Origin of the sequence: Prosthecobacter sp. (assembly GCF_044222345.1) — a bacterium.
Lineage (GTDB): Bacteria > Verrucomicrobiota > Verrucomicrobiia > Verrucomicrobiales > Verrucomicrobiaceae > Prosthecobacter.
Genome location: NZ_JBGANL010000018.1, coordinates 32,813 through 54,973, shown reverse-complemented (window position 1 = coordinate 54,973; position 22,161 = coordinate 32,813). Strand labels below are relative to the sequence as shown.

13 protein-coding genes are annotated in these 22,161 nt (G+C 59.8%); 9 read left to right on the top strand and 4 right to left on the bottom strand.

Translation table 11 applies throughout. From position 1 onward, the window contains the following. The first annotated feature begins 40 nt into the window (after nucleotides 1–40). Entirely contained in the window at nucleotides 41–904 is an 864-nt protein-coding gene (locus tag ACILSL_RS11815) for a M48 family metalloprotease (protein ID WP_395732237.1), read from the top strand. A gap of 1 nt (nucleotide 905) precedes the next feature. Here ACILSL_RS11815 and ACILSL_RS11810 read toward each other — a convergent pair whose 3' ends face one another. Beyond that, complete coding sequence (locus ACILSL_RS11810) at nucleotides 906–2,363, bottom strand: sulfatase (protein ID WP_395732236.1); 1,458 nt, start codon at nucleotides 2,361–2,363, stop codon at nucleotides 906–908. Between the two features lie 63 nt (nucleotides 2,364–2,426). Between ACILSL_RS11810 and ACILSL_RS11805 the strand changes: the two genes are divergently transcribed. From ACILSL_RS11805 to ACILSL_RS11795, 3 genes are read left to right on the top strand one after another with little or no spacing between them, the layout of a single operon-like run. Then, nucleotides 2,427–3,269 (top strand): hypothetical protein, encoded by an 843-nt coding sequence (locus ACILSL_RS11805; protein WP_395732235.1) that lies wholly within the window; start codon nucleotides 2,427–2,429, stop codon nucleotides 3,267–3,269. 18 nt (nucleotides 3,270–3,287) lie between these two features. After that, entirely contained in the window at nucleotides 3,288–4,007 is a 720-nt protein-coding gene (locus tag ACILSL_RS11800; protein ID WP_395732234.1) for an ABC transporter ATP-binding protein, read from the top strand. Between the two features lie 40 nt (nucleotides 4,008–4,047). Continuing rightward, nucleotides 4,048–4,572 carry a glutathione peroxidase gene (locus tag ACILSL_RS11795; protein ID WP_395732233.1) on the top strand — a complete coding sequence of 175 codons (525 nt, stop codon included), beginning with the start codon at nucleotides 4,048–4,050 and terminating at the stop codon, nucleotides 4,570–4,572. 194 nt (nucleotides 4,573–4,766) lie between these two features. On the opposite strand, the gene ACILSL_RS11790 is transcribed toward ACILSL_RS11795, so the two are convergent. Beyond that, nucleotides 4,767–5,069: a hypothetical protein gene (locus ACILSL_RS11790; protein ID WP_395732232.1), complete on the bottom strand. Its 303-nt coding sequence runs from the start codon at nucleotides 5,067–5,069 to the stop codon at nucleotides 4,767–4,769. Nucleotides 5,070–5,085: 16 nt separating this feature from the next. Next, nucleotides 5,086–5,631, bottom strand: a complete 546-nt coding sequence (locus ACILSL_RS11785; protein WP_395732231.1) for a DNA repair protein RecO — start codon at nucleotides 5,629–5,631, stop codon at nucleotides 5,086–5,088. 48 nt (nucleotides 5,632–5,679) lie between these two features. Between ACILSL_RS11785 and prfB the strand changes: the two genes are divergently transcribed. From prfB to ACILSL_RS11765, 4 genes are all read left to right on the top strand, one after another. Further along, nucleotides 5,680–6,829, top strand: a protein-coding gene (gene prfB / locus ACILSL_RS11780) for a peptide chain release factor 2 (protein WP_395732230.1) whose coding sequence is annotated in 2 segments (ribosomal slippage) — nucleotides 5,680–5,766 and nucleotides 5,768–6,829 — 1,149 coding nt in all. Because the reading frame shifts where the segments join, the coding sequence is not laid out codon by codon here. Between the two features lie 80 nt (nucleotides 6,830–6,909). After that, nucleotides 6,910–7,776, top strand: a complete 867-nt coding sequence (locus tag ACILSL_RS11775) for a helix-turn-helix domain-containing protein (protein ID WP_395732229.1) — start codon at nucleotides 6,910–6,912, stop codon at nucleotides 7,774–7,776. 47 nt (nucleotides 7,777–7,823) lie between these two features. Next, entirely contained in the window at nucleotides 7,824–8,621 is a 798-nt protein-coding gene (locus ACILSL_RS11770; RefSeq protein ID WP_395732228.1) for an Hsp33 family molecular chaperone HslO, read from the top strand. Between the two features lie 54 nt (nucleotides 8,622–8,675). Next, a complete protein-coding gene (locus ACILSL_RS11765) occupies nucleotides 8,676–9,761 on the top strand; it encodes a glycosyltransferase family 4 protein (RefSeq protein WP_395732227.1) in 1,086 nt (361 codons plus the stop codon). Here the strand turns inward: ACILSL_RS11765 and ACILSL_RS11760 are convergent. Further along, nucleotides 9,721–21,501, bottom strand: a complete 11,781-nt coding sequence (locus tag ACILSL_RS11760) for a tetratricopeptide repeat protein (RefSeq protein ID WP_395732226.1) — start codon at nucleotides 21,499–21,501, stop codon at nucleotides 9,721–9,723. The two genes, ACILSL_RS11765 and ACILSL_RS11760, sit on opposite strands and share 41 nt — an antisense overlap. An 81-nt stretch (nucleotides 21,502–21,582) precedes the next feature. Between ACILSL_RS11760 and ACILSL_RS11755 the strand changes: the two genes are divergently transcribed. Continuing rightward, nucleotides 21,583–22,119: a YkgJ family cysteine cluster protein gene (locus ACILSL_RS11755; RefSeq protein ID WP_395732225.1), complete on the top strand. Its 537-nt coding sequence runs from the start codon at nucleotides 21,583–21,585 to the stop codon at nucleotides 22,117–22,119. Nucleotides 22,120–22,161: the final 42 nt, after the last annotated feature.

Here is a 22,161-nt window from a genome sequence, read left to right as displayed (position 1 = left end):
CTGCTGGCTCAAGATTTTTCCATGAAGTATAAGGCATTCCATGATCTCCACGATTCAGCGGCTCTTATTTCTCAAGCGAATCTCCGTCTTCGAGGACGATCGCAGACGCAGCGGCCCGGGCATCAATCCGCGCATCATCCTGGGGCTGCTCATCATCGTGGGTTCATTGCTCTATCACTGGATCGCCACCACCTCCTACCACAACGAATTCACGGGGCGGGAGCAAAAGCTCGCGATGGCTACGCCGCAGGAGGAGATCGCGCTGGGGCTGCAATCGGCGCCGCAGATGATCCGGGAAAGCGGCGGGCTCTCGCGTGATGACAAAGGGCGGGCGTTGGTGGACCGGGTGGGTGCACGCTTGATCGCCTCCACAGCGGCGAGGGAGACCACATATCAGTTTAAGTTTCATCTGCTGGCCGACACTGAAACCGTGAATGCATTCGCCCTGCCTGGTGGGCAGATTTTCATCACCGAGGCGTTGTTTCGCCGGCTGAAATCTGAAGACCAGCTCGCGGGTGTGCTAGGGCATGAGATGGGGCATGTGGTGGGCCGCCACTCCAACGAGCAGATGGCGAATTCCCAGCTCTGGAGTGGTCTGGCGCAGGGGCTAGGCGTGCTGCTCTCCGACGGGCACAGCAACTCGGGGGCGCAGATTGCCAACATGGTGGCGCAATGGCGCGTGATGAAGTTCAGCCGGGATGACGAGTCGGAATCGGACGCGCTCGGGGTGCGGTTCATGATGCAGGCGGGCTACAATCCTGAAGCGCTGATTGGCGTGATGGAAATCCTGGCCCAGGTCAGCGGCGGCGGGAACAAATCCGATTTTATGAGTTCGCATCCGAATCCGGCGAATCGGATGGAGCGTATTCGCGAGGCTATCGCGAAGGAGCGGGCGAGGCGTTAAACTATGGGGCGAGTCCCAGCGGCCGATTTTGGGTGCCTTTGACTTTAAGCAGCTTATCGCCCAGTTCTTTGCGGGTGGGTTCGGCGAGTTTTTGCAGGCGCTCCACGATCTCGGGGTGATCTTTGGCGACGTCATGCGTCTCACCGGGATCGTCACTGAGATTGAAAAGTGACAAGCCGATGTTTTCGACGCGGTAGCCGTGACGGGAGGCGATGCCTGCGATGCCGCTTTGTGTGATCGACTTGGGTTTCATCTGGCCAAAGCGGGCTGGTTTGCCATCGCGGCCTGGCTCGCCATCCACGGTGATGTAGGGGTGCGGGAAGTGCAGCTTCCATGGGCCGCTGCGGATGGACTGGAGTTCATCACCGCCGTAGAAGACCAGCGCTTCATGCGGGGACTTTGCGCCTGGTTTTCCTTCCAGCAGAGGGAGGATGTTTTGGCCGTCGATTTTGCGGTCGGAGAGTTTTCCGCCGATCAAGGTGGCGATGGTGGGCAGCAGGTCGATTTCCATCACCGGCTCGTCGCAGACGCGGGCTGCAGGCACATGGCCTGGCCAGCGGACGATGAAGGGGCTGCGTACGCCTCCATCGAAAGTGGTCAGCTTGCCTTCGCGCAGGGGTTTGGCGCTGCCGGCGTGATTGCCGTAGCTGAGGAAGGGGCCGTTGTCGGAGAATAGGATCACGAGCGTGTTTTGATCGATGCCGCAGCGCTTGAGGGTGTCGAGGATCTGGCCCACGGACCAGTCGGTTTCCTGCACCACGTCGCCGTAGAGTCCTGCGTTGGATTTACCGCGAAAGGCGTCAGAGGCAAAGATGGGCACATGGGGCATCACATGGGGAACGTAGAGGAAGAAGGGCTGGTCTTTGTGCCGCTCGATGAAGCTGGTGGCACCTTCGGTGAAGCGGCGGGTGAACTGGCTTTGATCGGGATCGGTTTCGATGACCTTCAAGCCATCGTAAAAGGGCAGGGGCGGCATCTCCTGCGCCAGGGAGGGATGGTACTTGCTGTTGTCGTTGGAATACGGAATGCCGAGGAATTCATCGAAGCCGTTGCGCAGCGGATTGAACAGCAGATCGGTGCCGAGGTGCCATTTGCCGAAGGCGGCGGTGGCGTAGCCGCGTGCCTTGCACATTTCCGGCAGCAGCCATTCGTCGGGATGGATGCCCTCCTTGCTCGTGTGGTTCAGGGCGCCCTGCATGCCGACACGGTTGGCGTAGCAGCCGGTCATCAGCGCCGCGCGTGAGGCGCTGCACACGGCCTGAGCCACGTAGAAGCTGGTGAACTTCATGCCCTCGGCGGCCATGCGGTCCATGTGCGGCGTCTTGATCTTCTCCGCGCCAAAGCAGCCGAGATCGGCGTAGCCCAGGTCATCGAGCAGAATGAGCACCACATTCGGCGGGCGTTGATCGGCGGCGGAAAGAGTGAGGGAGGTGAGGAGAAGGGCAAGCAGCAGACGCATGGAGGCATCGTCGCAAACGCAGGCTGAAGAGGCGAGATTTTTTACAGCAAAATGCTGCAGTGCTTGCCAGCACGCTCGTTTCCTGACTACTATCGAATCATGATCTGGCGTGTGGCGGCAGTGTTGGCGGTGATTTTCTGGGCGGTGATGTCCGGACTGCTGGTGCGTGACATCTATTTTCCCGAGGCTTCACGCTTTGCCATCGTGCCGCCCAAGATGGTGATGGATTTGTTTTTGCGGCAGGCGGACAGCTTTGGCTGCACGCTGCATCTGTACCATCAGCACGAAAAAATAGGGCATGCAAATCTGCAGGTGAACCGCCGCACCAAGCCGAATCAGGAGACCGTGTATGATCTGATCGCCCATGGGGCCGTGGAGGAGGTGGGGCCGGAGGACCAGGTGCGCAGCATCCTGGCAAGCTGGAGCCTGGGCTGCACGCTGGCCGATGGCGAGCGCTGGCAAAATCTGGGCATCAAAGCCAGCTTCCCGCAGCGTGATGCGAGCATGCGCCTAACCTGGAGCGAAACAGCGCCGGCGCCCGAAGTGATGGTGAAGCAGGGCGAACGTGTGCTGATGAATTCGCAGGATGTGAAGCTGCTCATGGGCGCGGGCGCCGGTCAGGACAGTGCGCTGGCCATGCTCTCACTGCTGGGTGGAGGCATGCCCAACACGGGCAAGCAGCCGGATAACAAGGACAAGGAGGCCACGAAACTGCAGGCGCGTGAGGGGATGATGATGCTCGCAGGCAGGCAGCGGAAGTGCTTCGTGCTGACGCTGCCGATCATGGGAATGTACGAGGTCAAAATGATCTTCACCGAGGCGGGTGAGCTTGCGCGCATCGACCTTCCAGACGACTACGTGCTGCTGGAACCCACCATCCACGGACTGCAGAAAGTCGTGCACTGATTCGAACCCTTTTGAAGCATGATCGAGATTGAAGACCTCACGATGAACTACGGCGAGCTACGGGCGCTGGATGGCTTGAATCTCACCATCAAGCCCGGTGAACTGTTTGCCTTTCTGGGGCCGAACGGCGCTGGCAAGACCACCGCGATGAAGCTGCTCACGGGGCTGATGAAGCCGGACTCGGGGCGTGTGAAGCTGTGCGGCCACGATGTTCAGCTGGAATCCATGCAGGCAAAGTCCTTGCTCGGCTATGTGCCGGACGTGGCGGTGTTTTATGAGAAACTCACGCCAATCGAGTTCATGGAATTTATTGCCGAGCTGTTTGAGATGTATCTGCCCCATGCAGAGGCGCAGACGGATGCGCTGTTCACCAAATTTGCCCTGCATGAGTACTCGCGGCAGCGCATTGAGAACCTCAGCCACGGCACGCGGCAACGCCTCGCCATCGCCAGTGCGCTGCTGCATGATCCGAAAGTTTTCGTCATTGATGAGCCGATGGTGGGCCTGGACCCCATCCATGCACGGACGGTTAAGCGGGAGATCAAGGAGCGCAGCCAGGCCGGGACCACGGTGCTGATGAGCACGCATCTGCTGAACATCGCCGAAGAGCTGGCCGACCGCATCGGCATCATCCATCATGGCAAGCTCATTGCCCTGGGCACGCTGGAGGAGCTGCGGCGGGATCACGAAAAGCGCGGGCGGCGGCTGGAAGACATCTTCCTGAGCATGGTGGAATGAGGTGAAACCAAGGTGGCAGATGCCACGTTCCTTTTCCCACATGAAAACCCTGCTCCTTTCCCTCCTCATGACCTCCATGGCCTTCGCAGCTGACACCAACGTCCAAGACATCGCCATCAAGGACATCGACGGCAAAGGCACCACTCTCAAGGCCTACGCGGGCAAGGTTCTGCTGATTGTGAATGTCGCCTCCGAGTGTGGTTACACGCCGCAGTATGCCGGACTCCAGGCGCTGCATGAGAAGATGAGCGGCAAGGGGCTGGCGGTGCTGGGCTTTCCCTGCAATGATTTCGGTGGTCAGGAGCCGGGCAGCGAGGCGGAGATCAAGAGCTTCTGCTCGCTCAATTACAAAGTGACGTTCCCCATGTTTGCCAAGGTGGCGATCAAGGGAGATGCCAAGCATCCGCTGTATGCTGCGCTGCAATCTGCGGTGGGTGGTGAGGTCGGCTGGAACTTTGAGAAGTTCCTGGTGAGCAAGGACGGCAAGGTTTTGCAGCGCTTTGGCTCGGACGTGGCGCCCGATTCACCGGAGCTGATGGCTGCGATCGAGGCGGCGCTGAAGTGAGCAGGGGCAACGCGACGCTGCGGAGAGGCGGGGAGACGCTGCTAGTGGGAGCGGTATTGAAAGTAGGCGTTGGGTTTGCTTTCCAGAACGCCCGCGATTTACCCAGGGCTGCCTCGCCAAGGCTCGGTTCGACCTGGGCTGAATCCGCAGCCCCTTTGGGGCTGGGAAGAGTTGGAAACGGTTCATGGATGGGATCAGGAATCCTTTTTTCGGATCATCCATGAAATAGCCAGACATGCGACGATGATGACGGCCTGAAAGAATGACGCGATCAAGAACGGCCCAGATCCAATCCATGTGAACCAGCAGGGGGGATTGATTTCATCATAGATAAGCCAAGGGATCGGCCAGCCAAAGTTCCAAACAATGTGAGCGGGGTCCGAGCCGGTGTAGCGAAAAAATGGAGGGCCATGATTTGGGAAGGCATCAATCACGAGAAAGACGCCAAGCAACAATGCGGTGACGACGGCGTGTGTAATGGAGTGAAACAGACGCATGGTGCGAGGGGTCAATTCAATGCTTCGTCATCCAATCCGCGAGCTGGCGGCGCTGCACGGGCAGCTTGCGGTGAAAGCTATCCTCAATCGCGGCTGCGGCCATGCCGGTTTCGCCTTCGGGGATGATGCCCAGCATCTCAGCCAGCCGCTGCTCAAACCGCGTGATCAGCGCGGGCACCGGATCTTTTGCCGCGAGGTAATCGAGCGCTTTCACCAGCAAATCGTGAATCTCGGGAATCGGGGAGTCGGTCTCGGCGACGAGGGTGATGAGTTTGACGAGGTAGGTGGCGGCGAGCACGCGGCCATAGCTCTCGCGCAGGCCCAGGCGTGGATGAGTCCAGCGGGCTTCGGCCAGGGTGTGCAGGTCGCTGGATTTGCTGCGGACGAAGCGGAGTTCGGCGGAGACAAACAGGTCCAGCACGCCGTAGAGCGGTGATTTGGGCCGCAGGGAGCCTTTGGCGATGGTTTTGAAGAGGCCGGCCTCCGGCGAGCACCATTGTACAATGAGGCTGCTCTCCGCATAGCGCGTGCGTCCGATGAGGATGGCCTCGGTTTTTTCCATGATGACAAAAGGCGTTGAATCTGCACGCCCAGCCGCTATCTACGCTGCATGGAAAAGACCAGCAAGACCATCCTCACCGACCTTCAATCCCTCGACACCACGGCTCTCAAGGCAAGGTTGGGGGAGCTCCGGAGGTATCTTTGACGTCCCGAAATTAAAAGACGAACTGGCCATGCTGGAGGACCGCATGGCGGCCCCTGGCTTCTGGGATGACGCGAACGCGGCGCGCAAGCTGATTGACCGCACGAATGTCATCAAAAAGAAAATCGGACCGCTCCAGGAGCTGGAAACGCGTGCCGAGGATTTTGACGGGCTCATTGAGCTGGCCAAAGAAGCGGGCGACACGGACACGTGGCATGAGGTGGAGCAGGAGCACAAGAAGCTCAGCGCGGATGTTTCAAGCTTTGAACTGAGCCAGTTGCTCAGCGGCCCCTTTGACAGTGGCAATGCCTTCATCACCATCCATTCCGGTGCCGGTGGCACGGAGGCCTGTGACTGGGCGGACATGCTGATGCGCATGTATCAGCGCTGGTGCCAGCGCCGTGGCTACAAGGTGGAACTGATCGACCATGAAGCGGGGGATGACGTGGGAACACGCTCCGCCACGCTCGAAATCATCGGTGAAAACGCCTTTGGCTTCCTGCAAACCGAGCGTGGTGTGCACCGCCTCGTGCGCATCTCTCCCTTCGATGCCGCGAAGAAGCGCCACACGAGCTTTGCCTCGATTGACGTGACGCCGGACTCCGAAGAGGAGATCGACATCGTCGTGCGTGATGAAGATCTGCGCGTGGACACCTATCGTGCGGGCGGCAAAGGCGGCCAGAACGTGAACAAGGTGGAAACCGCCGTGCGTCTGACGCACATTCCCAGCGGGGTCATTGTGGCCTGTCAGATCGAACGCAGCCAGCCGAAGAACCGCGCCAAAGCGATGGCGATGCTCAAGGCGAAGCTCTTCCAGATCGAAGAAGACAAGCGTCAGGCCGAGATCGACCGCCAGTATGGCGAGAAGAGCGACATCGGCTGGGGCAGCCAGATTCGCAGCTACGTCTTCCAGCCCTACCAGATGGTCAAAGACCACCGCACCGGCGAAAAGACCAGCAGCGTGCAGGCCGTCATGGACGGTGACCTGGATGCCTTCATGGAAGCCAAGCTGCGCGGCCGCAAGGCCGGGGACAATGACAAGGACGACGACGTCTAGCAGAGTTTGCGATTGTTGGCAGTGGTTTGCAGTGGTTCAGCAATTGCAAACCATCGCCAACAACTGCAAACTTCCCCTCCATGAAGCCTGTTTTCGAGAAAGTCCCCAAGCGTCAGTGGGAGTCCTTCCACTGTGAGACGGTGCGTGCGCTGGACTATGGGACTCGCTGGCATTTTCATCCGGAGTATCAGCTCACGCTGGCGATCGAGAGTCGCGGGCATCGGGTGGTGGGGGACAACATCAGCGCGCTCACGGACGGAGACATCGTGCTGATTGGCTCCAATCTGCCGCATGTGTGGCATCAGGACACGAGCGCGAAGTCGCGGCGGGTGAATGCCATCATCGTGCGTTTCGACGAAGACTTTCTGGGACGCGATTTCATGGCGCTGCCGGAGATGGAGCCGGTGAAGCGGCTGCTGCAGCGTGCGGCGCGCGGCCTGGAGGTGCGCGGCACCGCCCGCGCGGTGGTGACGGAGCACATGAAACGTCTTGCGGGCAGCGAAGGGCTGGCGCGGGTGATCGAACTGCTGGCCATTCTCAATGCGCTGGCTGGTTCCGAAGATTTGAAGGCGCTGGCCAGCTCCAACTTTGAGCCCAAGCTCGAATCTGCCGACCAGGGGCGGATGGAGCGGGTGATCGACTTCATTCACACTCATCTGACGGAAGAAATCGACCGTGAGCGCCTGGCGAAGCTGGCGCACCTGAGCCTGGGAGCCTTCAGCCGCTTCTTCCACTCGCGCACCGGCAAGACGGTGCCGCAGTATGTGAACGAGGTGCGCATCGGCCGTGCCTGCGGCATGCTGGCGGAGGATGTGTCAAACATCACGGACATCGCGATGGACTGCGGCTACCGCAACCTGGCGAACTTCAACCGCCGCTTCCGTGAGGTGATGGGAACGACCCCGAGCGCCTACCGGCAAAAATTCCGCGGCATGGCGGGGAAGTGACGTCCGCGCCACTTGCGCCCTCTTTCATCCGGTGAGATAGGCTGTGCATGAGTCAGATGCTTGAACCGGATCTTTCCGTGGTGGACCTCCGCTCCTACTTCGTGCGGAAGCGCAATGCCCTGCTGGTGCGGGGGCGCTTCAGCCCGCTCTATCTCGATTACTACCTGCACCTGATGCAGCACGGCCTGCAGAATGCGGAGCCGCTGGACCTGATGCTCAAGGAGGCGCTGGCCGCGCTGGCGCTGCACCTCTGCTCACGTCCGCAGGATGAAAGCTGTGCGTGGACGATCCACGTCAAAGAGCCGCAGCGCGCGAACGTGTTCGTCACCGGCAGCTCACGCCCTGGCCGTGTGGCAGGCCGGGTTTTCACCGAAGACGTGCGTCAGGAGGGCGAGGCGATGTTCATCGCGCAAACGACGCGGCCGGATCAGGCACCACGGCAGAGCATGATCGAGTTTCACGGCGACGACATGCTGAAGGCGGTGGAAACGTTTTACACCACCAGCGAACAACGCCTCACGCGATTTTTCCGGCTGGAGGATGAGGAGTTTGTACAAATTTCCGCCGAGCCGGACTGCGACGAAATCTGGCTGTCTGAACTCACCCTGGAGGAGGTGCTGGCACTCGAAACGTCCGAACATCTCACCCTGCTGGAGACACGAGGTTACGTGTTTGAATGCGGCTGCTCCGTGGAGCGCCTGATGCCCATCATCATGCGCCTGCCCCAGGATGATCTGGACCATATTTTTGCCGACGGTGTGGCGCAGATTCACTGCCCGCGCTGCGGTGCGGTCTTTCGCACGCCGAAGGAGAGCTTTGAGCAGTGGCGGTCCAAGCAGTCGTAGTGCAAGCGTCCCGCTTGCATGACTCACCGCAAACGAGATGTTTGCGCTACTCGCATGAAACTTGCCCTCATTCGCCGACAGTTCTCCGCCACCGGAGGCGCGGAACTGTACGTGCAGCGGCTGCTGGGGGCCTTGACTGCTGCGGGGCATGAGACGCATTTGTTTGCGGAAAAGTGGCAGGGACAGGCGGCGGGTGTACAGTTTCACAGCGTCCCCGTGGATGGATCACGCGCGGAGCGTCCGCAGCGTTTTGCAGAAGGCGTGAACGCGGCTTTGCAGCACGAGAGGTTTGACTGTGTGTTCAGCCTGGAGCGCACGCTGAAGCAGGACGTCTACCGCGCAGGAGACGGCCTGCACCGTGTGTGGCTGCAGAGGCGTAAACAGTTCTCACCCTGGTGGAAGCGCCCGCTGGTGGGGCTGGGTGCGTTTCATCGCAACATGATGGCGCTTGAGGCGCAAACCTTTGATCCGGCCAACACGCAGCGTATTATCGTGAACTCTGAAATGGTGCGCGGGGAGATCGCGCAGCATTTCCCCGCCTTTCCGCAGGAACGCGTGCACACGATCCGCAACGGAGTGGATGTGCAGCGCTTCAAAAACGTGTCGAGGGCTGCGGCGCGGAAACGCTTTGGACTCGCAGAAAATGATTTCGTACTGGTCTTTGTCGGCTCCGGCTGGGAGCGCAAGGGGTTGCCCTGGCTGCTGAAGTTCATGGCCGGGCGCAGCGATGATCCGCAGCTCAAACTGCTTGTCGTCACACGGGATCGCATGCGAGGCAAGGTTCCGCCGAACGTCATTCTCACCGGGCCGCTGAACGATGTGGAAGCCGCTTATGCCTCCGCGGATGTGCTGACCTTCCTGCCCATTTATGAACCCTGCTCCAATGTGGTGAGCGAGGCGCTGGCCAGCGGAATTCCGGTGATCACGACGAGTTTCAACGGGGCTGGTGAACTGATCGACCCCGGCATCAACGGCCATGTCCTGAACGATCCGGGTGATCTGGCGACGCTGGGCATGTGCATCAATCACTGGCGTGCGCGCGGCAGTGCCGCGCCTGTCACAACACGGCTTCCGCTGGATCTGGAGCTGAATGTGGCGCTTACTTTGCAGGTGCTGGAGCTGGCTGCGAAAGGAGCCTGAGCAGCGCTGCGTAAAGCAAGCGATTGGAGGCCTTCTGGTTCTTTTCATTCAACTCACTGAGGCATTTTTGGGCTTCATTGAATTTCTTCAGGTGAATCAGTGTGGCGGCACGATCCAGCAGGCAGCGATTGGAAAAATAGGTGGCTCCCTTGGAGGTGGAAGGCTTTCTGGTGGCGATGGCCCATGCCTCCTCGGCCGCGTCCTCGACGTTGTGGCATCGCATGTACATGGCGAAATCATTCAGATGAGAAGGGGCCAGCAAATGCGCGACTTTCAGGATGGAGGCCCGCTCTTTGAGCAGTTCCTCGGCAGTGAAGTAATGACGCAGAACCAAATGGTCCCAGATTTGACTGGTATAAGTGGCAATGTCTGTGCGCCCGGAAAACTGAGTGAACAAATGCAGCCGTTCTTGAAATGAGAGACGGGTCTTGCCTGAGCCGGCGATGGCCGTGGCCAAATCCAGCAGCAGTCCGTAGTCTTTGATGTCGGAGATCATCGCACTGGGAAGTGGCTCGCCTTTGAGGGCGGATTGCCAGGATTTGAGTGCAAACGTGAGCTGTGGAATTGTGAATTGATTGGAAGAAGATTGGCTCGTGGCGGTGTCCGCAAGCAGGGAGAGGCGGGAGATCTTGGCCAGATCACGGGCCTCACCCACACGCCAAAGCTGTGCGAGACAGTAGAAAAGCGTGTGCCGGAAATCTGACCGGGCGGTGTTCGAATTGCCGCTTCGTGCGACGGTGGGATCGTTTTTCAAACGCTCATAATAGATGTCAGCCAGGGAGGCATCCCCGCGTGCCGTTTTAAGCGCTGCGTGGACGGCGAGGAAGCCTGTCCAAATGCGTATGCCTGACTGCTGCTGAGGCAATGAATCAGGCATGAGCACCTTCGCCAGCTCGTCAAACTGAGGCAGCAGATCGAGTGCCGCAGGAGTGTTTTCAACGCCCAGAGTTACCAGCACAGGCGCCATCCTTTCAGGCTTGACCGGCTTTGGGGCGGAAGGAAGTTTTTTGACGAATGCATCGAAACGTTTGCCGCGATCCGGCCATTGTTGATGAGGGTAAAGACAGCGGGTGGCGATGTCATCGGCGTCCAAGGCGACGACTTCTGCAAGCAGGGCGTGTTCGATGGCGTGGTGCTGCAAGCTTGTGAGAGTTTCCGCGCTCGCTGGAAGCCAGCCGATGGAATCTTGGGTCTTCGATAAAATGCCTGAAAAATATTGGGGAAAAAGTGGTTCGATCGAGCGCATCCAGTCGCCGCATTCGAGCAGGATGCTGGTAAAGCGCCGAGTTTCCTGGCCGAGGCTTCCTCTGAGCATGGACTCTAAAACAGCTGAATCACCTGAGCGGGCGGCAAAACGCAAAACGAACGGGTGAAAGGCCGATTCGGTGTAGCGAGTCTTCTTTTGCTGCATGATCTCCTCACGCTGCTTCCAGCGTTCGAGCACCAGTTTGCTGATGCGATTCCAGCTTTCATTGACCGGAAGCACGGAGACAGCGTTGAGCAAGGAGTCCAGCTCAAACACGGTGACTGGTGTGCCGTCATGCCAGGCCTGGGCGGCTCCCTGGCCCCAGGTTTGCATGGTGTCATTGTCCAGAAGTCCGGGGTAGGTGGCAGTCAGGAATGCTGCCAAAGCAAGGCGGACATGTGAGGGGATGGATTCATTCTTGAGCAAGGCTGTGGAGGATGCTGCAGCGCTGGCAAATGTCTTGCCTGCCTGCGGGGTTTTGGCCGGCAGGCGAGTGCTTGCAGAATCTGCGAACGCGGGTGCAGTGGCATCGAGCAAAGATTGGGCGATGGCGAGTTCAGCAGTCACGATTTTGATGCCAGGATTATTCTGCTTGGCAGCCCATGCCGCCATTTCACGCTGCTCCACTGGCCCCATGCGTGCGAGCATGTCGTGGAGCAGCGGCAGCCAGAGGCCGCGGGTGCTGCCAAGGTCAGCCCATTTGGCGATGTCCTTGAGGAGTGCGTCAAAGACCACAGCCGGTGCAGCCCAGCCGCCACGGTTTTCCCATTCGATCATCAACTGGCCTTTGATGGCGTTGTTCTTTTGAAGTGACATGCGGTCATGCGGGATACGGACTTCCGGCAAACGAGCTGCGGCCTGAAGTTCACAGGCGAGCAATGTGGCTGCCTTGTCGCTGTTGAGGAGGATGGCGCGGAGAAATTCGCTGAGTGTTTCGCCATCGCGAAAGTAGGAACTTGTACCGAAAGTGGTGGCGGCATCGCGGGGTTCAAGCTGGAGACGCAGGGCGCGTATGAGGCCAACCACCTCGTCCGTTTTTCCCGCTTCCATCAGCCGCACCAGCTCCTCTGAGACCACGGCCATGAAGCCCCGGAAGGGTGGCATGACCGCTGCTTTGCCTTCCATGATGTCCTTGAGGCTGGCGCGCTCCTCGTCATGGCGAAGTTGAAGGAGCGGGGCGAATGGAGCCAGGCCATCTTCGGCGCTATCAGCACCTGCTAGTGAGGGATGGCAGCCTGCGAAGGCAAGCAGGATCGGGCCAGCGGATCGCGAAGATACTTTGGCAAACTGGCCGGAGCAAAGCTGCATGCGGGCAGGCATGTCAGGAGAGTCTTTGCCAGTGAGAAGAGCCGACATGAGCTGATGGCCAAAGCGCGCCTCTGATTTCTCCGCGAACATTCGTGCCGCCTGCTCCCGCACCTCGGGGCTGGCCTTTTGCAGCCGCCACGTGACAAGCGTCAGGAGACTGGCCTTGGCCTTCTCCCGCTCCTCGGTGGTGTCATGCATCATGCGCCATGAGATCAGCGTGAGCACGCTGCCTTTGGAAGGAAACTGAGTCGGGACTGGATCGAAGGCCGCTGCGTCAGTCAGCAGTCCCATTTCCTCGATGGTGCTGACGATTTTTGAGGCACTGGTCAGCGAGGCATCAGGGAGGACTGACTCGATCAGTCTGAAATCGTCCCATTCATCCATCCGCCTGAAAATGCGGTTGCCTGTCCTTGCGGTGCCCATCAAAACGGTGGGCACCAGCCGGGGGAAGGCGCCAAGTGCCTGAAGCAGCGGTGACAGCGAAGGCGTGCGGAAGGGGGATCCGTCAGAGATGAATTCGGTGTAGTGAATGTCGGAGACGTGCTGCAGACCTTTTTGCGCCTTGTCTGGTGCGGTTCTGGCGATTTGCTCCAACTGCTTGGATAGGTAATCCATGGCCATGCTGCGCTCTCCCGGCGGGTAGAATCCAGGGGCTCTGCGTGAGCCAAAAGGCTGGGGAGGAAAGCTGCTGGGCATCCTTCCTGGGCCTCCCGGAAAACCATTTGGCATGGCTCCAGGACCTCGAGTCTGGAGAGACTTGTAATACAGCTCTTCGATCTGCACCCACTGGGTGGTTTTCATCAGGTCCTCGAAAAAGCTGAGCTGCTGCGCCTCCTGCTGCCGGATCAAAGGGGCGAACTCTTCGTGCAGCGCCGGAATCAGAGGCGCTAGAATCTCCGCCCACTGCAGCCGCTCAAAAAAGGCGGCGAGCATCTTCTTCTGCTCGGCAGAGGCAGTGGCAATTTCATCTGCATGGGCACTGGCAAAGGCGGAGATGTCAGCGCTGGATTTGCTGGTGCCGCACATCAGCATCAGCACGCCGGTGCCGAGGGTGCGGGGCTCTCTTTTCTGGAGTTCTTCCGCAAGCTTGGGAAACAAGTGTCCATGGCCCAGTTCATCCCTCCACGTTTCAAGCAGGCTCAACGGGGGCGAAACCATTTGATATGGCATGGGCCGGTTTTGCAGCTGCCTTTGCTGCTGAGCCTGCATTTCCGCCGCTTTTGGCAGCAGATGTGGATTGAAGGTGGCGGCAGGATCAAGCATTCCCAGGTTTTCCAGCAGGGCAATGAACCGCTTTGGCTTGTCACGGTATTTGGGAATGTAGCGTGTGTGGCTCCGAATGTTTTCCATCCATGAAGCATCCTTGGCCGCACCGATTTCTTCGGCGCGCTGCATGATTTCGCGATATAGCTCCGGCACGGCGGCGGCATTTTGCAGCCATTGGGCCACCTGGGTTTGATGGGGCTGCATGCGGCTGCCGCCGCGGTTGTTCAGCGCATCCTGCTGCGCGACGAGTTTGCTGACCTGATCAAGCAGGGCGATGGTGCGCGGCTTGTCTCTTTGAGCGAGGCGGTCGAGCAATGGCAGGCAATGCTGGATGGCCTCATAGCCCTGGCTGCCGGAGCTTTTCAGACTAGTCATCTGCATCCAGCGGGCGATGTCGGTCTCCAATTGAGCCGCACTTGCACTGATCAATGGTTGCAGAGCTTCTTTGAGCGCGGCGTCCTGCTCCAGCTTTTGATCCAAATCGGGCATGCGGGCATTGAGCATGGCCAGAAGATTGGCGGCTGATTCGGGTTTGAGTCTGGCGAAATCATCGCGGCGCTTCTGGATGAAGGAGAGAATGAACGAGGCATCCGGGTGCCTGCTGCTGTGAAAACTGCGGGCGTCCGTGTCATCATCCGGGGATCTTTGCAGAAACGCGACGAGCAATTCGGTGCCAAAGGTGGCAGGTTGTTTCTTCAGGATGTCATGAACCACAGGCTGGAGTTCACTGCTCGTTTCGATCCGGTAGATAATGCTGGAGAGCAGCGTCGGCTCCTGGTTGTTTTCGGATTTAAAATCACGAAATTCCGCAGCCTCAGCGACCCAAGGAGTACCGGAAAATATAAAGCGGATATTTTCGCGCTGATGCAGTGACTGTAGCACGAAACTGTGAAGGTTGGAGGTCCAGTTGCTCGATTGCGAGAAGCCTTCCTGCTCCGCGAGAGCGATCGTGGTGTGCAGCATCTGCGGCACTCGGGCGAGTGCTGTCAGCAGGCGGTGTACAGATGTTTCACGGTTGTTCTGCAACACAGCCTGCTTCTGCTCGGGACTGCTGCGCAGGAGTTCGACGGCGTGACGCGCTGCGGTGTCAGCTTTGGCGCTGTCGATCTCGGCAAAGTCACGCAGCAGGGCTGGAAACTGCTGGGTGAACTGGTATTCCTGCTGATGCAGATCACTCCAGGTCTTGGCGGCGAGCACCTCGTCGACTTTGCGTGTGAGTTCGATGTTTTCGATCTTGAGCAGCGGCGCGAGGACGCGGGTAAGTTCTTCTCCCAGCCGATCCGGCTGCGGATAGCCGCGCAACTCGTCTCTCAGGAGGAGGGAGAGATCGAGCTGGCTGACGGCGCTCATCGTGGCGATCTCCTTCGCATACCGTGGCAGGACCACCTGCAGCGCGGCACCACGCAAGGCGAAGCCGCCTTCATCATTGAGTGACTGGAACTTGGTGACCTGCGCCACTTCGAACGGAGTCGGTTTACCGTCCAGTTGCAGCATCGTGCGGCTGTTTTTAAGCAGCAACGCCTGCATGAGATCGGCGCCGAAGCTGGGTTTGCGTTTGCCTAGCAGGGTCAGGGTGGCGTTGAGCAGCTCGTCGCTCGAGCGCTCGCGCCACTGGCGGATGAGATTGCCCAGCCAAGTGTTGTGCCGTTGGTCCTCGCTCAAATCATAGGCGCGGAAATGGGCGGCATCCCCGAGAAAGCCGACGGCGGCGGCGCTGTGCAGAAATTCCTCCGCTGAGCGAATGCGGTCGCTTCCAGCATGATTGGCGGCGATCTGGCGCAACCACTCTGGCGAGTTGTCGAGGCCGTCCTCCATGGCGAATTCAATCAGCCCGAGGCCGCGGCGGTCCTGCAGCAGATTTTGCAGCCATTGGATGTAACCTTGCACGACCTGCAGGGTGCGGGAAGACTGAGCGGAAAGCCTGCCGCCGCGCTGCTGCTGCCGCTGGTATTCGCGCCAGTCAGCGATGTTTTTGGCGCGTAGTTCAGGTGTGGCGCCAATCCAGCGGTCACGCAGACTGTGGACAAAGCTGCGCAATGCCTCCGGATCACGCTCACCGAGAGCAAAGATGTAGGCATTCACCACTTGGAGCGAGTAGCCAAAGTAGCCGTTGGTCGGCAGGGCATATTGAGAGAGGATGAGCTCGTTCAAAGACTCTTTGATCTTCCGCCTCTGCCACTGCTGCACGATTTCATCCAGTGGCCCGCCATGCTGCTGGCTGCGGTGAGAGTAATTGCCTTTGCCCGGTGGTTTGAGCCAGGCAGATGCAGCAGAGACAAAGTGTGCTTCATCCGCCATGAGCACAGCAGCATAAGCACGGCAGTACTCCGCGATGGATTTGCCCTCCGCTTTGAGAATGGCGGGAAAGATCACCCCATCGAGCGTGTGCTGATCCCCGCGCAGCGCGGCGCTGTAAGTCGCGAACACGGCAGGCACCGGCATGGCGATGCGCTCGGCGGTGGCAAACAGGCTGCCGAGTGGTGAGATGGGATCGGTGCCGCCGTTGTACCCCTGATAGCCGCCCTGCGCCATGAGCCGCCGTTTCACCTTGGGCATGGCGCGCAGGCTGAGCAGATCGAGCGCGATTTTTTCTGTCTCGACGAGACTGCGGTTTTCAAACATGGCCAGTCCTCCGAGCGGAGCGAAACCTATGACTGCGAGTTCGGGGATTTGCAGCATGGCCTGGCAGAGCTGGTCCTGCGCTGCACGCCGCTCGTCCCTGGCCTTCTGGCTTTCAGCCGTGAGCATGAGCGTGCCATCGTCATTGAAGGCCCAACGACGATTGTTGCGGGAGTTCTCCTTTGTGGAGGGATCCCACAGGGCGGGGAAGGACAGGTTCTGGCCGGAATCATTGTTCTGAATGCTGTTCAATGCCTGAATGAAATGCTGCGTGAGACTGGCGGGCAGTGGACGATTCGCTGGCAGGGAGCGCAGCCATGTGGAGAGCAGTCCGGAAAGTGCGGCGGGCCGTGGAATGGAGATGCTGCTGCTCTCGCTGAACTCATGGATGAGCGCAGGCAGATACATCGCCTGGGTGACTTCAGGCAGGAGCTTCCAATGCTGCAGCGCAGTCTTGAAGTCCCCCTCCCTGGCCAGCAGGCTGGCCAGACGCGCGTGCGAGGCAAAAGCACGCGGATTGGCAGCGATCACGGCGCGATGCGCGTCAATGGCGGGCTTGGTTTCGAGCCCGGTATGTTCCAGCAGCACCGCGTATTCCTGCCGGGGCTTCCATCCTGCACCGGTTCGCAAGGTTTCCATCACCTGATCCGTCAGCTTGTACTTGGTGAACAGATTGATGACCTCATGAATTTGGTGATGGGCGCTGGAACTGTTCTGCGGATTCAGACAGCCCTGAATCGCCAGGCGCAGTTGTCTGACGATTTCCTGGATGGCACCCGCCTGGTCGCCTTTCTTGAGCAGTTCCTCGGTGGACACCTGCCGCTTCTGCTGCTGCTGACGGTAGGAGTAGCTGCGTGAGTAGGGATTGGCGACCACCGGCATTCTTTGTTGGCGCGATCTGACGCTGCTCCCCTGCGCCGCTTGAACCATCTTCTCTGCTTCCTCCTCCATGCCAAAGGAGTTCATCGTCTGCGCCAGCTGGTACTTCTCCTCCTGGGTGGCGGCGGTCTGGGAGAGATGTTCGATCACCGGCTTCACCTTGGGGAGGAGTGTTGTGACTTCCACTTTGTCCGGCTGCTGCAGCAGGCTTTGCGCATGAAAAAGAATGGCAAGGTCGAGCTGGAAGGTCTGTGCCGCATCGGTGGCCAGCGGCTGGGCCTGCTGGAAAAAGGCGAGTGCTTGATCGGACTGGTTCAGCTGCTCGGAGAGCCAGCCGGCGAGCAGCAGATCATCCAGCGCGGGATTGGTGGCGAGACGCGGCTTCAGTTCATCGAGCATGGCCTGCTGTTCGCCTGCCATGAGCCGGAGAACGAGCTTCAGCCGCGGCTCCCGGGTCTTTTCAATGAAGGGCTTCAAGCCGTCCTGAAATTCTTGGACCCATTTCTTCTGTGCTTCGTTAATGGAGTTCTCTTCGTGCACTTGCTGTGCCGAGAGTCTTGAACACCAGGCGAGGGCCTCCATCGGCAGCTTGAGCGAGGCGACAGGCACCGGCATGGGGGACGGCTGAAAATTACGATAGTAACCACGTCCCCGGCCTGCCAGCATTGAGGGTGTCACCGCCGGGTTCTGGACCTGCGGCTTGTCTGGCAGGCTGAGCCGATGCTGGATGATTTCCACCACGCCCTCCCAGTCTTTCATAGCGCCCAAGGCATAGATGACTTCGGCGATGTAATAGGGCTGCTGGTCGTCAATGGAGCGCAGCCACTGTTTCAAAAAGGTGATGATCGCTGCAACCTCCTCCCTGCCAAGTTTGATCACGTCGGCGCGTTGAGCCTCCTGGGGAAAGAGGTCAGACTGGGTGCGCAACATGCTGATGAGCGTCTGCATCTCCGCAGCATCGGCCTTTGGCTGGGCCTGGCAGATGGCGAGGATGCGCCGCACCCAGGCAGGGGACTGGTCTCCGGCGGTGCGCCATGCCAGCGCCGCTGTGCGCAGAGCAAGCATGGGATGGCTGGTCTGGAAGAGCTTGAAGGCGTTCTCATAAATCGGCCGCAGCTCGGAGGGATCCCCATTTTGATTCTGCATCAGCCACGCCGCATGCAGCGCGGCATTTTGTGGCTGATCCGCCAGCATTTCGGGCGTGATGACCAGCTGCGGCGAATTCTCCGCGGCTATGAGCAGCAGCGGAGCATCGCTCACACCGGCCTGCTTGAGGCTGCGCAATGTCGGTTCACGCTCCGCCACATCCCACATGGAAACCATCTGCAGGACATGGGCGAGCGCGAGCACGGGAGACTCGGTGACGCCGGGTGCCTGCTGAATGAATCCATTCGCCGGCAGGCCATTGGTGGCGGTGCTGCCAAAGGGGTTGTAACTGCCGTAGTTCGCACGGCCGCCCTGCTTCTGCCGGTGAATGTAAGCCGCCTGCACCATGGCTGGCAGCACCAGCCAGTCCTCGGTGCCTGGTGGCAGTGACATGGAATCATACTGCTGGCGCAGCCCGATGCTGCGGCCCGTGCTGAGCACTCCCGGCAGTTCCTCGTGCATACCCATGATTTCGATGAAGGCACGCACGGCCTTTTTTTCGCGCCCAGCTTCTTCCAAGGCCACGGCGTTCAGGTAATGCAGCCGGTAGTCCTTCGGATGTTTCTCCAGCACCGCTTCCAAGAAGGAGATGACGCGTTCCCACTCGCCCTTTTCCGCAATCGTGTCCGCCATCTGTTCGATGGCGCGCGCGTCCATCTGACTGCCGCCCGCGATCTCAAACAGCATGCGATAGCCAAGATCCGCATCCCCGCTGTCGATTTGCAGGCGCGCGATGTTCTCACGGGTCTTGCTGGTCTTGTCGAGTTTGGCGGCGCTTTCGAGCGTGCGCAGGGCTTCAGCGGTGAGGCCGATCTCCTCTTCACTGCGGGCGATTTCGAGCAGCAGTGCCAGATCCTGCGGTCGCAGGCGCGATGCCTCGTAAAGGCAGCGGCGGCGTTCTTCATCGCTGCTGGTGCTGCGGTGGATCTCCGCCAGGGCGAGCCAGGGCTGCGCACTGGCGCGGTTCTGTTTCTGGCGCTGCTGGAAGTTTTCGATGAGACGCGGCAGGCTGTTGTGCTGCTGTGCCGCGAGCGCCAGCGGGCCGATCAAGCGCAGTCGTGCGGTCGCATCCGTGGTCTTTTCATACAGCGCCAGATAGGTGCGCTCCGCCTCATCCGGCTGGCCGTTTTCCAGGCAAAGCGTGGCATAGCTGGATGCCGCCTCGATGGAGTCAGGAAACTTGCGCAAAGCACCGCGCAGCAGGGCCTGCGCGTCCTTCGTGCGGTTCAGCGCGGTCAAGAGACGGGATTCATCCAGCCATGGTTGCACGGCGCTGGGAGATAGTTTTTTCCATTCGGCGATCCAGGTCAGGGCCTGCTCCGGCTTTTCCGCACGGCGGTAAAAATCCACCATGCGCTGCACACGGGCCGTGGTGCGTGCTCCTGGAAGCGCGATCACCTTCTGCAGTGTCTGCGCTGCTTTTTCCCACTCCTGCCGGTTTTGAAACAACACTGCGAGCTGGTTCAGCGCGATCAATTGGTCCTCTGCCGGTGCCGAGTTCAGCGTCTTTTCCGCCTCGGTATTTTTGCCCGCATTTTCAAGCAGTGCCGCCAGCAGGCAGCGGTGCTGGATGGGGGCGGAGCCCTCGCTTTGCAGTTCCTGTTGCACCGCTGCGGAGAGTTTGCCGGACTCATCACTGCGCAGCACCAGCAGGATGTCCTTCACGGCCGTTTCGATGCTCTCCGCATCCTGTGCGAGGCGCAGGCGCTTGCGCGCCCAGGGCAGCGCACGTTCCACTTCCTTGTTGGCGATGCCCAGCTGCACCAGCAACGCATACAAGCGCGGCTCCTGGGTGAAGTCCTGCTCACGCGGTGCCAGCAGATCCAGCGCCGTGCGTGACTCCTGCCTGGCCTGCAGCGCTTGAGTGATGCGCAGCAGGTCCTCCAGCGCAGCGGACTTTGACAGGCGCGTCCAGATCGCCAGCGCGGCATCACGCTGGCCATTGCGGTGCAGGTAATGCGCCTGGGCTTCCTGCGCGGAGAGGCTGGCGGGGAAGCTCTCCACCAGACGCGCATACGCCAGGGCCGCAGGGCTGCCGGGCTTGGCGGGTGCATCCTCCCAGTTTTCCAGCAGTCGTGCCGCACGCAGATGATCCGCCTCTGCGGCTCCTGGCAGCTTGAGAAAACGCTCCAGCGTGGACTGCGCGGCGGCATCATCCTTGGCGCGGTGCTGCAGGCTGGCCAGCCGCACGAGCATTTCTTTGTCTGCGGTGTTCTGTTGTGTCAGCGCCTGCGCCTGCTCGACCGCCTCCTTGACTAAATCGAGTGATTCGAGCAGGTCGAGAAATCCCTCCTGCAGATCGCGCCGTCCCGGATTCGACTGCAGCAGCGCACGTGCCTCTTTCAGTGCGGCGTCTTTCTGCCCGGTCTCCCCGAGTAATTGTGCATGCTGCCAGGCCAGGGCCACACGCTGCGGGTTTTCCTTCACGAGGTCGGCCATGAATTTCTCAAATCCGGCCAGATCATCGCTCATGCGAAACACGCGGCTGATGCGGCCCAGCACATCGCCCTCCACCCAGGAGTCGGAGCCGGTGGCGGCCAAAGTTTCGCTCAGGGTTTTCAGGGCTTCGTCGCGCCGTTCCGCGAGGAGCAGGATGTCCGTGAGCCGCAGCTGGCGCAAAGTCCGCGCCACCGGATCACGGGAACGCTTGATCAAGGCCTGCGCAGTTTCGAGAGCGGCCTCATACTGGCCTTCATCGGCCAGCAGATCGATCAGCTCTTCGGACAGATCCTCATCTCCCGCGTGTGCGGCGGCCAGTCCCTTCCAGGTGCGCAAGGCCTCTTCATTTTTGCCGAGACGCAGCAGCGCACGGCCGCGCAGCTTGCCGATCTCCATCGTGCCGGCGGCATCCGGCTTCGCTTTCACGGCTTCATCGAGGGATTGCAAAGCGGCGGCGAAATCAAGCGCACGCGCTTCCAGCCGTGAACGCTCAATCCATGCGGAAGTGTTGGCCGGATCTAGCTTCAACGCCGCTTCATAGGCCGTCAGCGCCGCACGGTCATCACCACGATGCGAATGAAAAACGGCAAGCAGCAGATGATCTGCCGCCGTTGCCGCAGGCAGTTTCGTCGTGGATTCTAGAAAGGCACCCAGTTCTGCGGTCGAGCTTTCCTCCAGCCACGCGGCGTAGAAGCGCTCAAAGATCGTGCCTGGCTGTGGGCGCTTGATGAGGATGTCCAGGTAACGTTGGGCTGGCGTTGGAACCACCACTGCCGCTGTTTGTGCTGAGGAAGTGAAGCCTAACAACAGGAGACAAAGGACAATGCGAGGAGGCATGTCATGCTTTTACCGGAATGTCCGGGTGTTTGGCAATAGCTGGGGTTGATTTGATCAGGGAAAAGCTTTTAACACTTAAGCATGATCCCGGAAGAATTTTCCTCAGCAGCCACCCGCCTGTGCACGGCGTGTGGCATGTGCTGTGACGGGACGATGTTTCAGATCGTGCGGATGCAGCCGGGAGAGGTGCCGGCGGAGCTGGGAAAGCTGGGGCTGAAGATTCGCTGCCGGGGCGGGGAGTATTACATGGAGCAGCCCTGCTCCGCGCTGCGGGAGAAACGCTGCACCGTTTATGAGCAGCGGCCGGTGCGCTGCCGGCTCTTCAACTGCCAGCAGCTGGGACGTTTGGAACGCGGTGAAACCACTGAGGCTGAGACGATGAAGATGATCTTTGAAACGCGTGCGCTGGTGGAGCGGGTGCGTGGATTGATCGAACAAAGCGGACTGCGTGAGGATGGTCAGGCGCTGGTGGAACGCTACGAGCGCGTGGCTTCAACACCAGTCAATCAAGCACTGGAGCCAGAGCTGGTCGCGGTGCGTGAGGAATTGGATGAAGTGATGCGGAAATTGAAGCTGCGATTGAACCGTGAATTCCGGCTGCCACCGAATTCTCATTGACGGAATCATTCGGCATGCGAATGTAGCCTGATTAGATAGTTA

Excerpts from the sequence above, each read along its gene's own strand:
- ACILSL_RS11775 (WP_395732229.1), top strand. The coding sequence starts at position 6,910 with ATGAAGCCTGTTTTCGAGAAAGTCCCCAAGCGTCAGTGGGAGTCCTTC.
- ACILSL_RS11815 (WP_395732237.1), top strand. The coding sequence starts at position 41 with ATGATCTCCACGATTCAGCGGCTCTTATTTCTCAAGCGAATCTCCGTC.
- ACILSL_RS11760 (WP_395732226.1), bottom strand. The coding sequence starts at position 21,501 with ATGCCTCCTCGCATTGTCCTTTGTCTCCTGTTGTTAGGCTTCACTTCC.
- ACILSL_RS11755 (WP_395732225.1), top strand. The coding sequence starts at position 21,583 with ATGATCCCGGAAGAATTTTCCTCAGCAGCCACCCGCCTGTGCACGGCG.
- ACILSL_RS11770 (WP_395732228.1), top strand. The coding sequence starts at position 7,824 with ATGAGTCAGATGCTTGAACCGGATCTTTCCGTGGTGGACCTCCGCTCC.
- ACILSL_RS11790 (WP_395732232.1), bottom strand. The coding sequence starts at position 5,069 with ATGCGTCTGTTTCACTCCATTACACACGCCGTCGTCACCGCATTGTTG.
- ACILSL_RS11810 (WP_395732236.1), bottom strand. The coding sequence starts at position 2,363 with ATGCGTCTGCTGCTTGCCCTTCTCCTCACCTCCCTCACTCTTTCCGCC.
- ACILSL_RS11800 (WP_395732234.1), top strand. The coding sequence starts at position 3,288 with ATGATCGAGATTGAAGACCTCACGATGAACTACGGCGAGCTACGGGCG.
- ACILSL_RS11765 (WP_395732227.1), top strand. The coding sequence starts at position 8,676 with ATGAAACTTGCCCTCATTCGCCGACAGTTCTCCGCCACCGGAGGCGCG.
- ACILSL_RS11795 (WP_395732233.1), top strand. The coding sequence starts at position 4,048 with ATGAAAACCCTGCTCCTTTCCCTCCTCATGACCTCCATGGCCTTCGCA.
- ACILSL_RS11785 (WP_395732231.1), bottom strand. The coding sequence starts at position 5,631 with ATGGAAAAAACCGAGGCCATCCTCATCGGACGCACGCGCTATGCGGAG.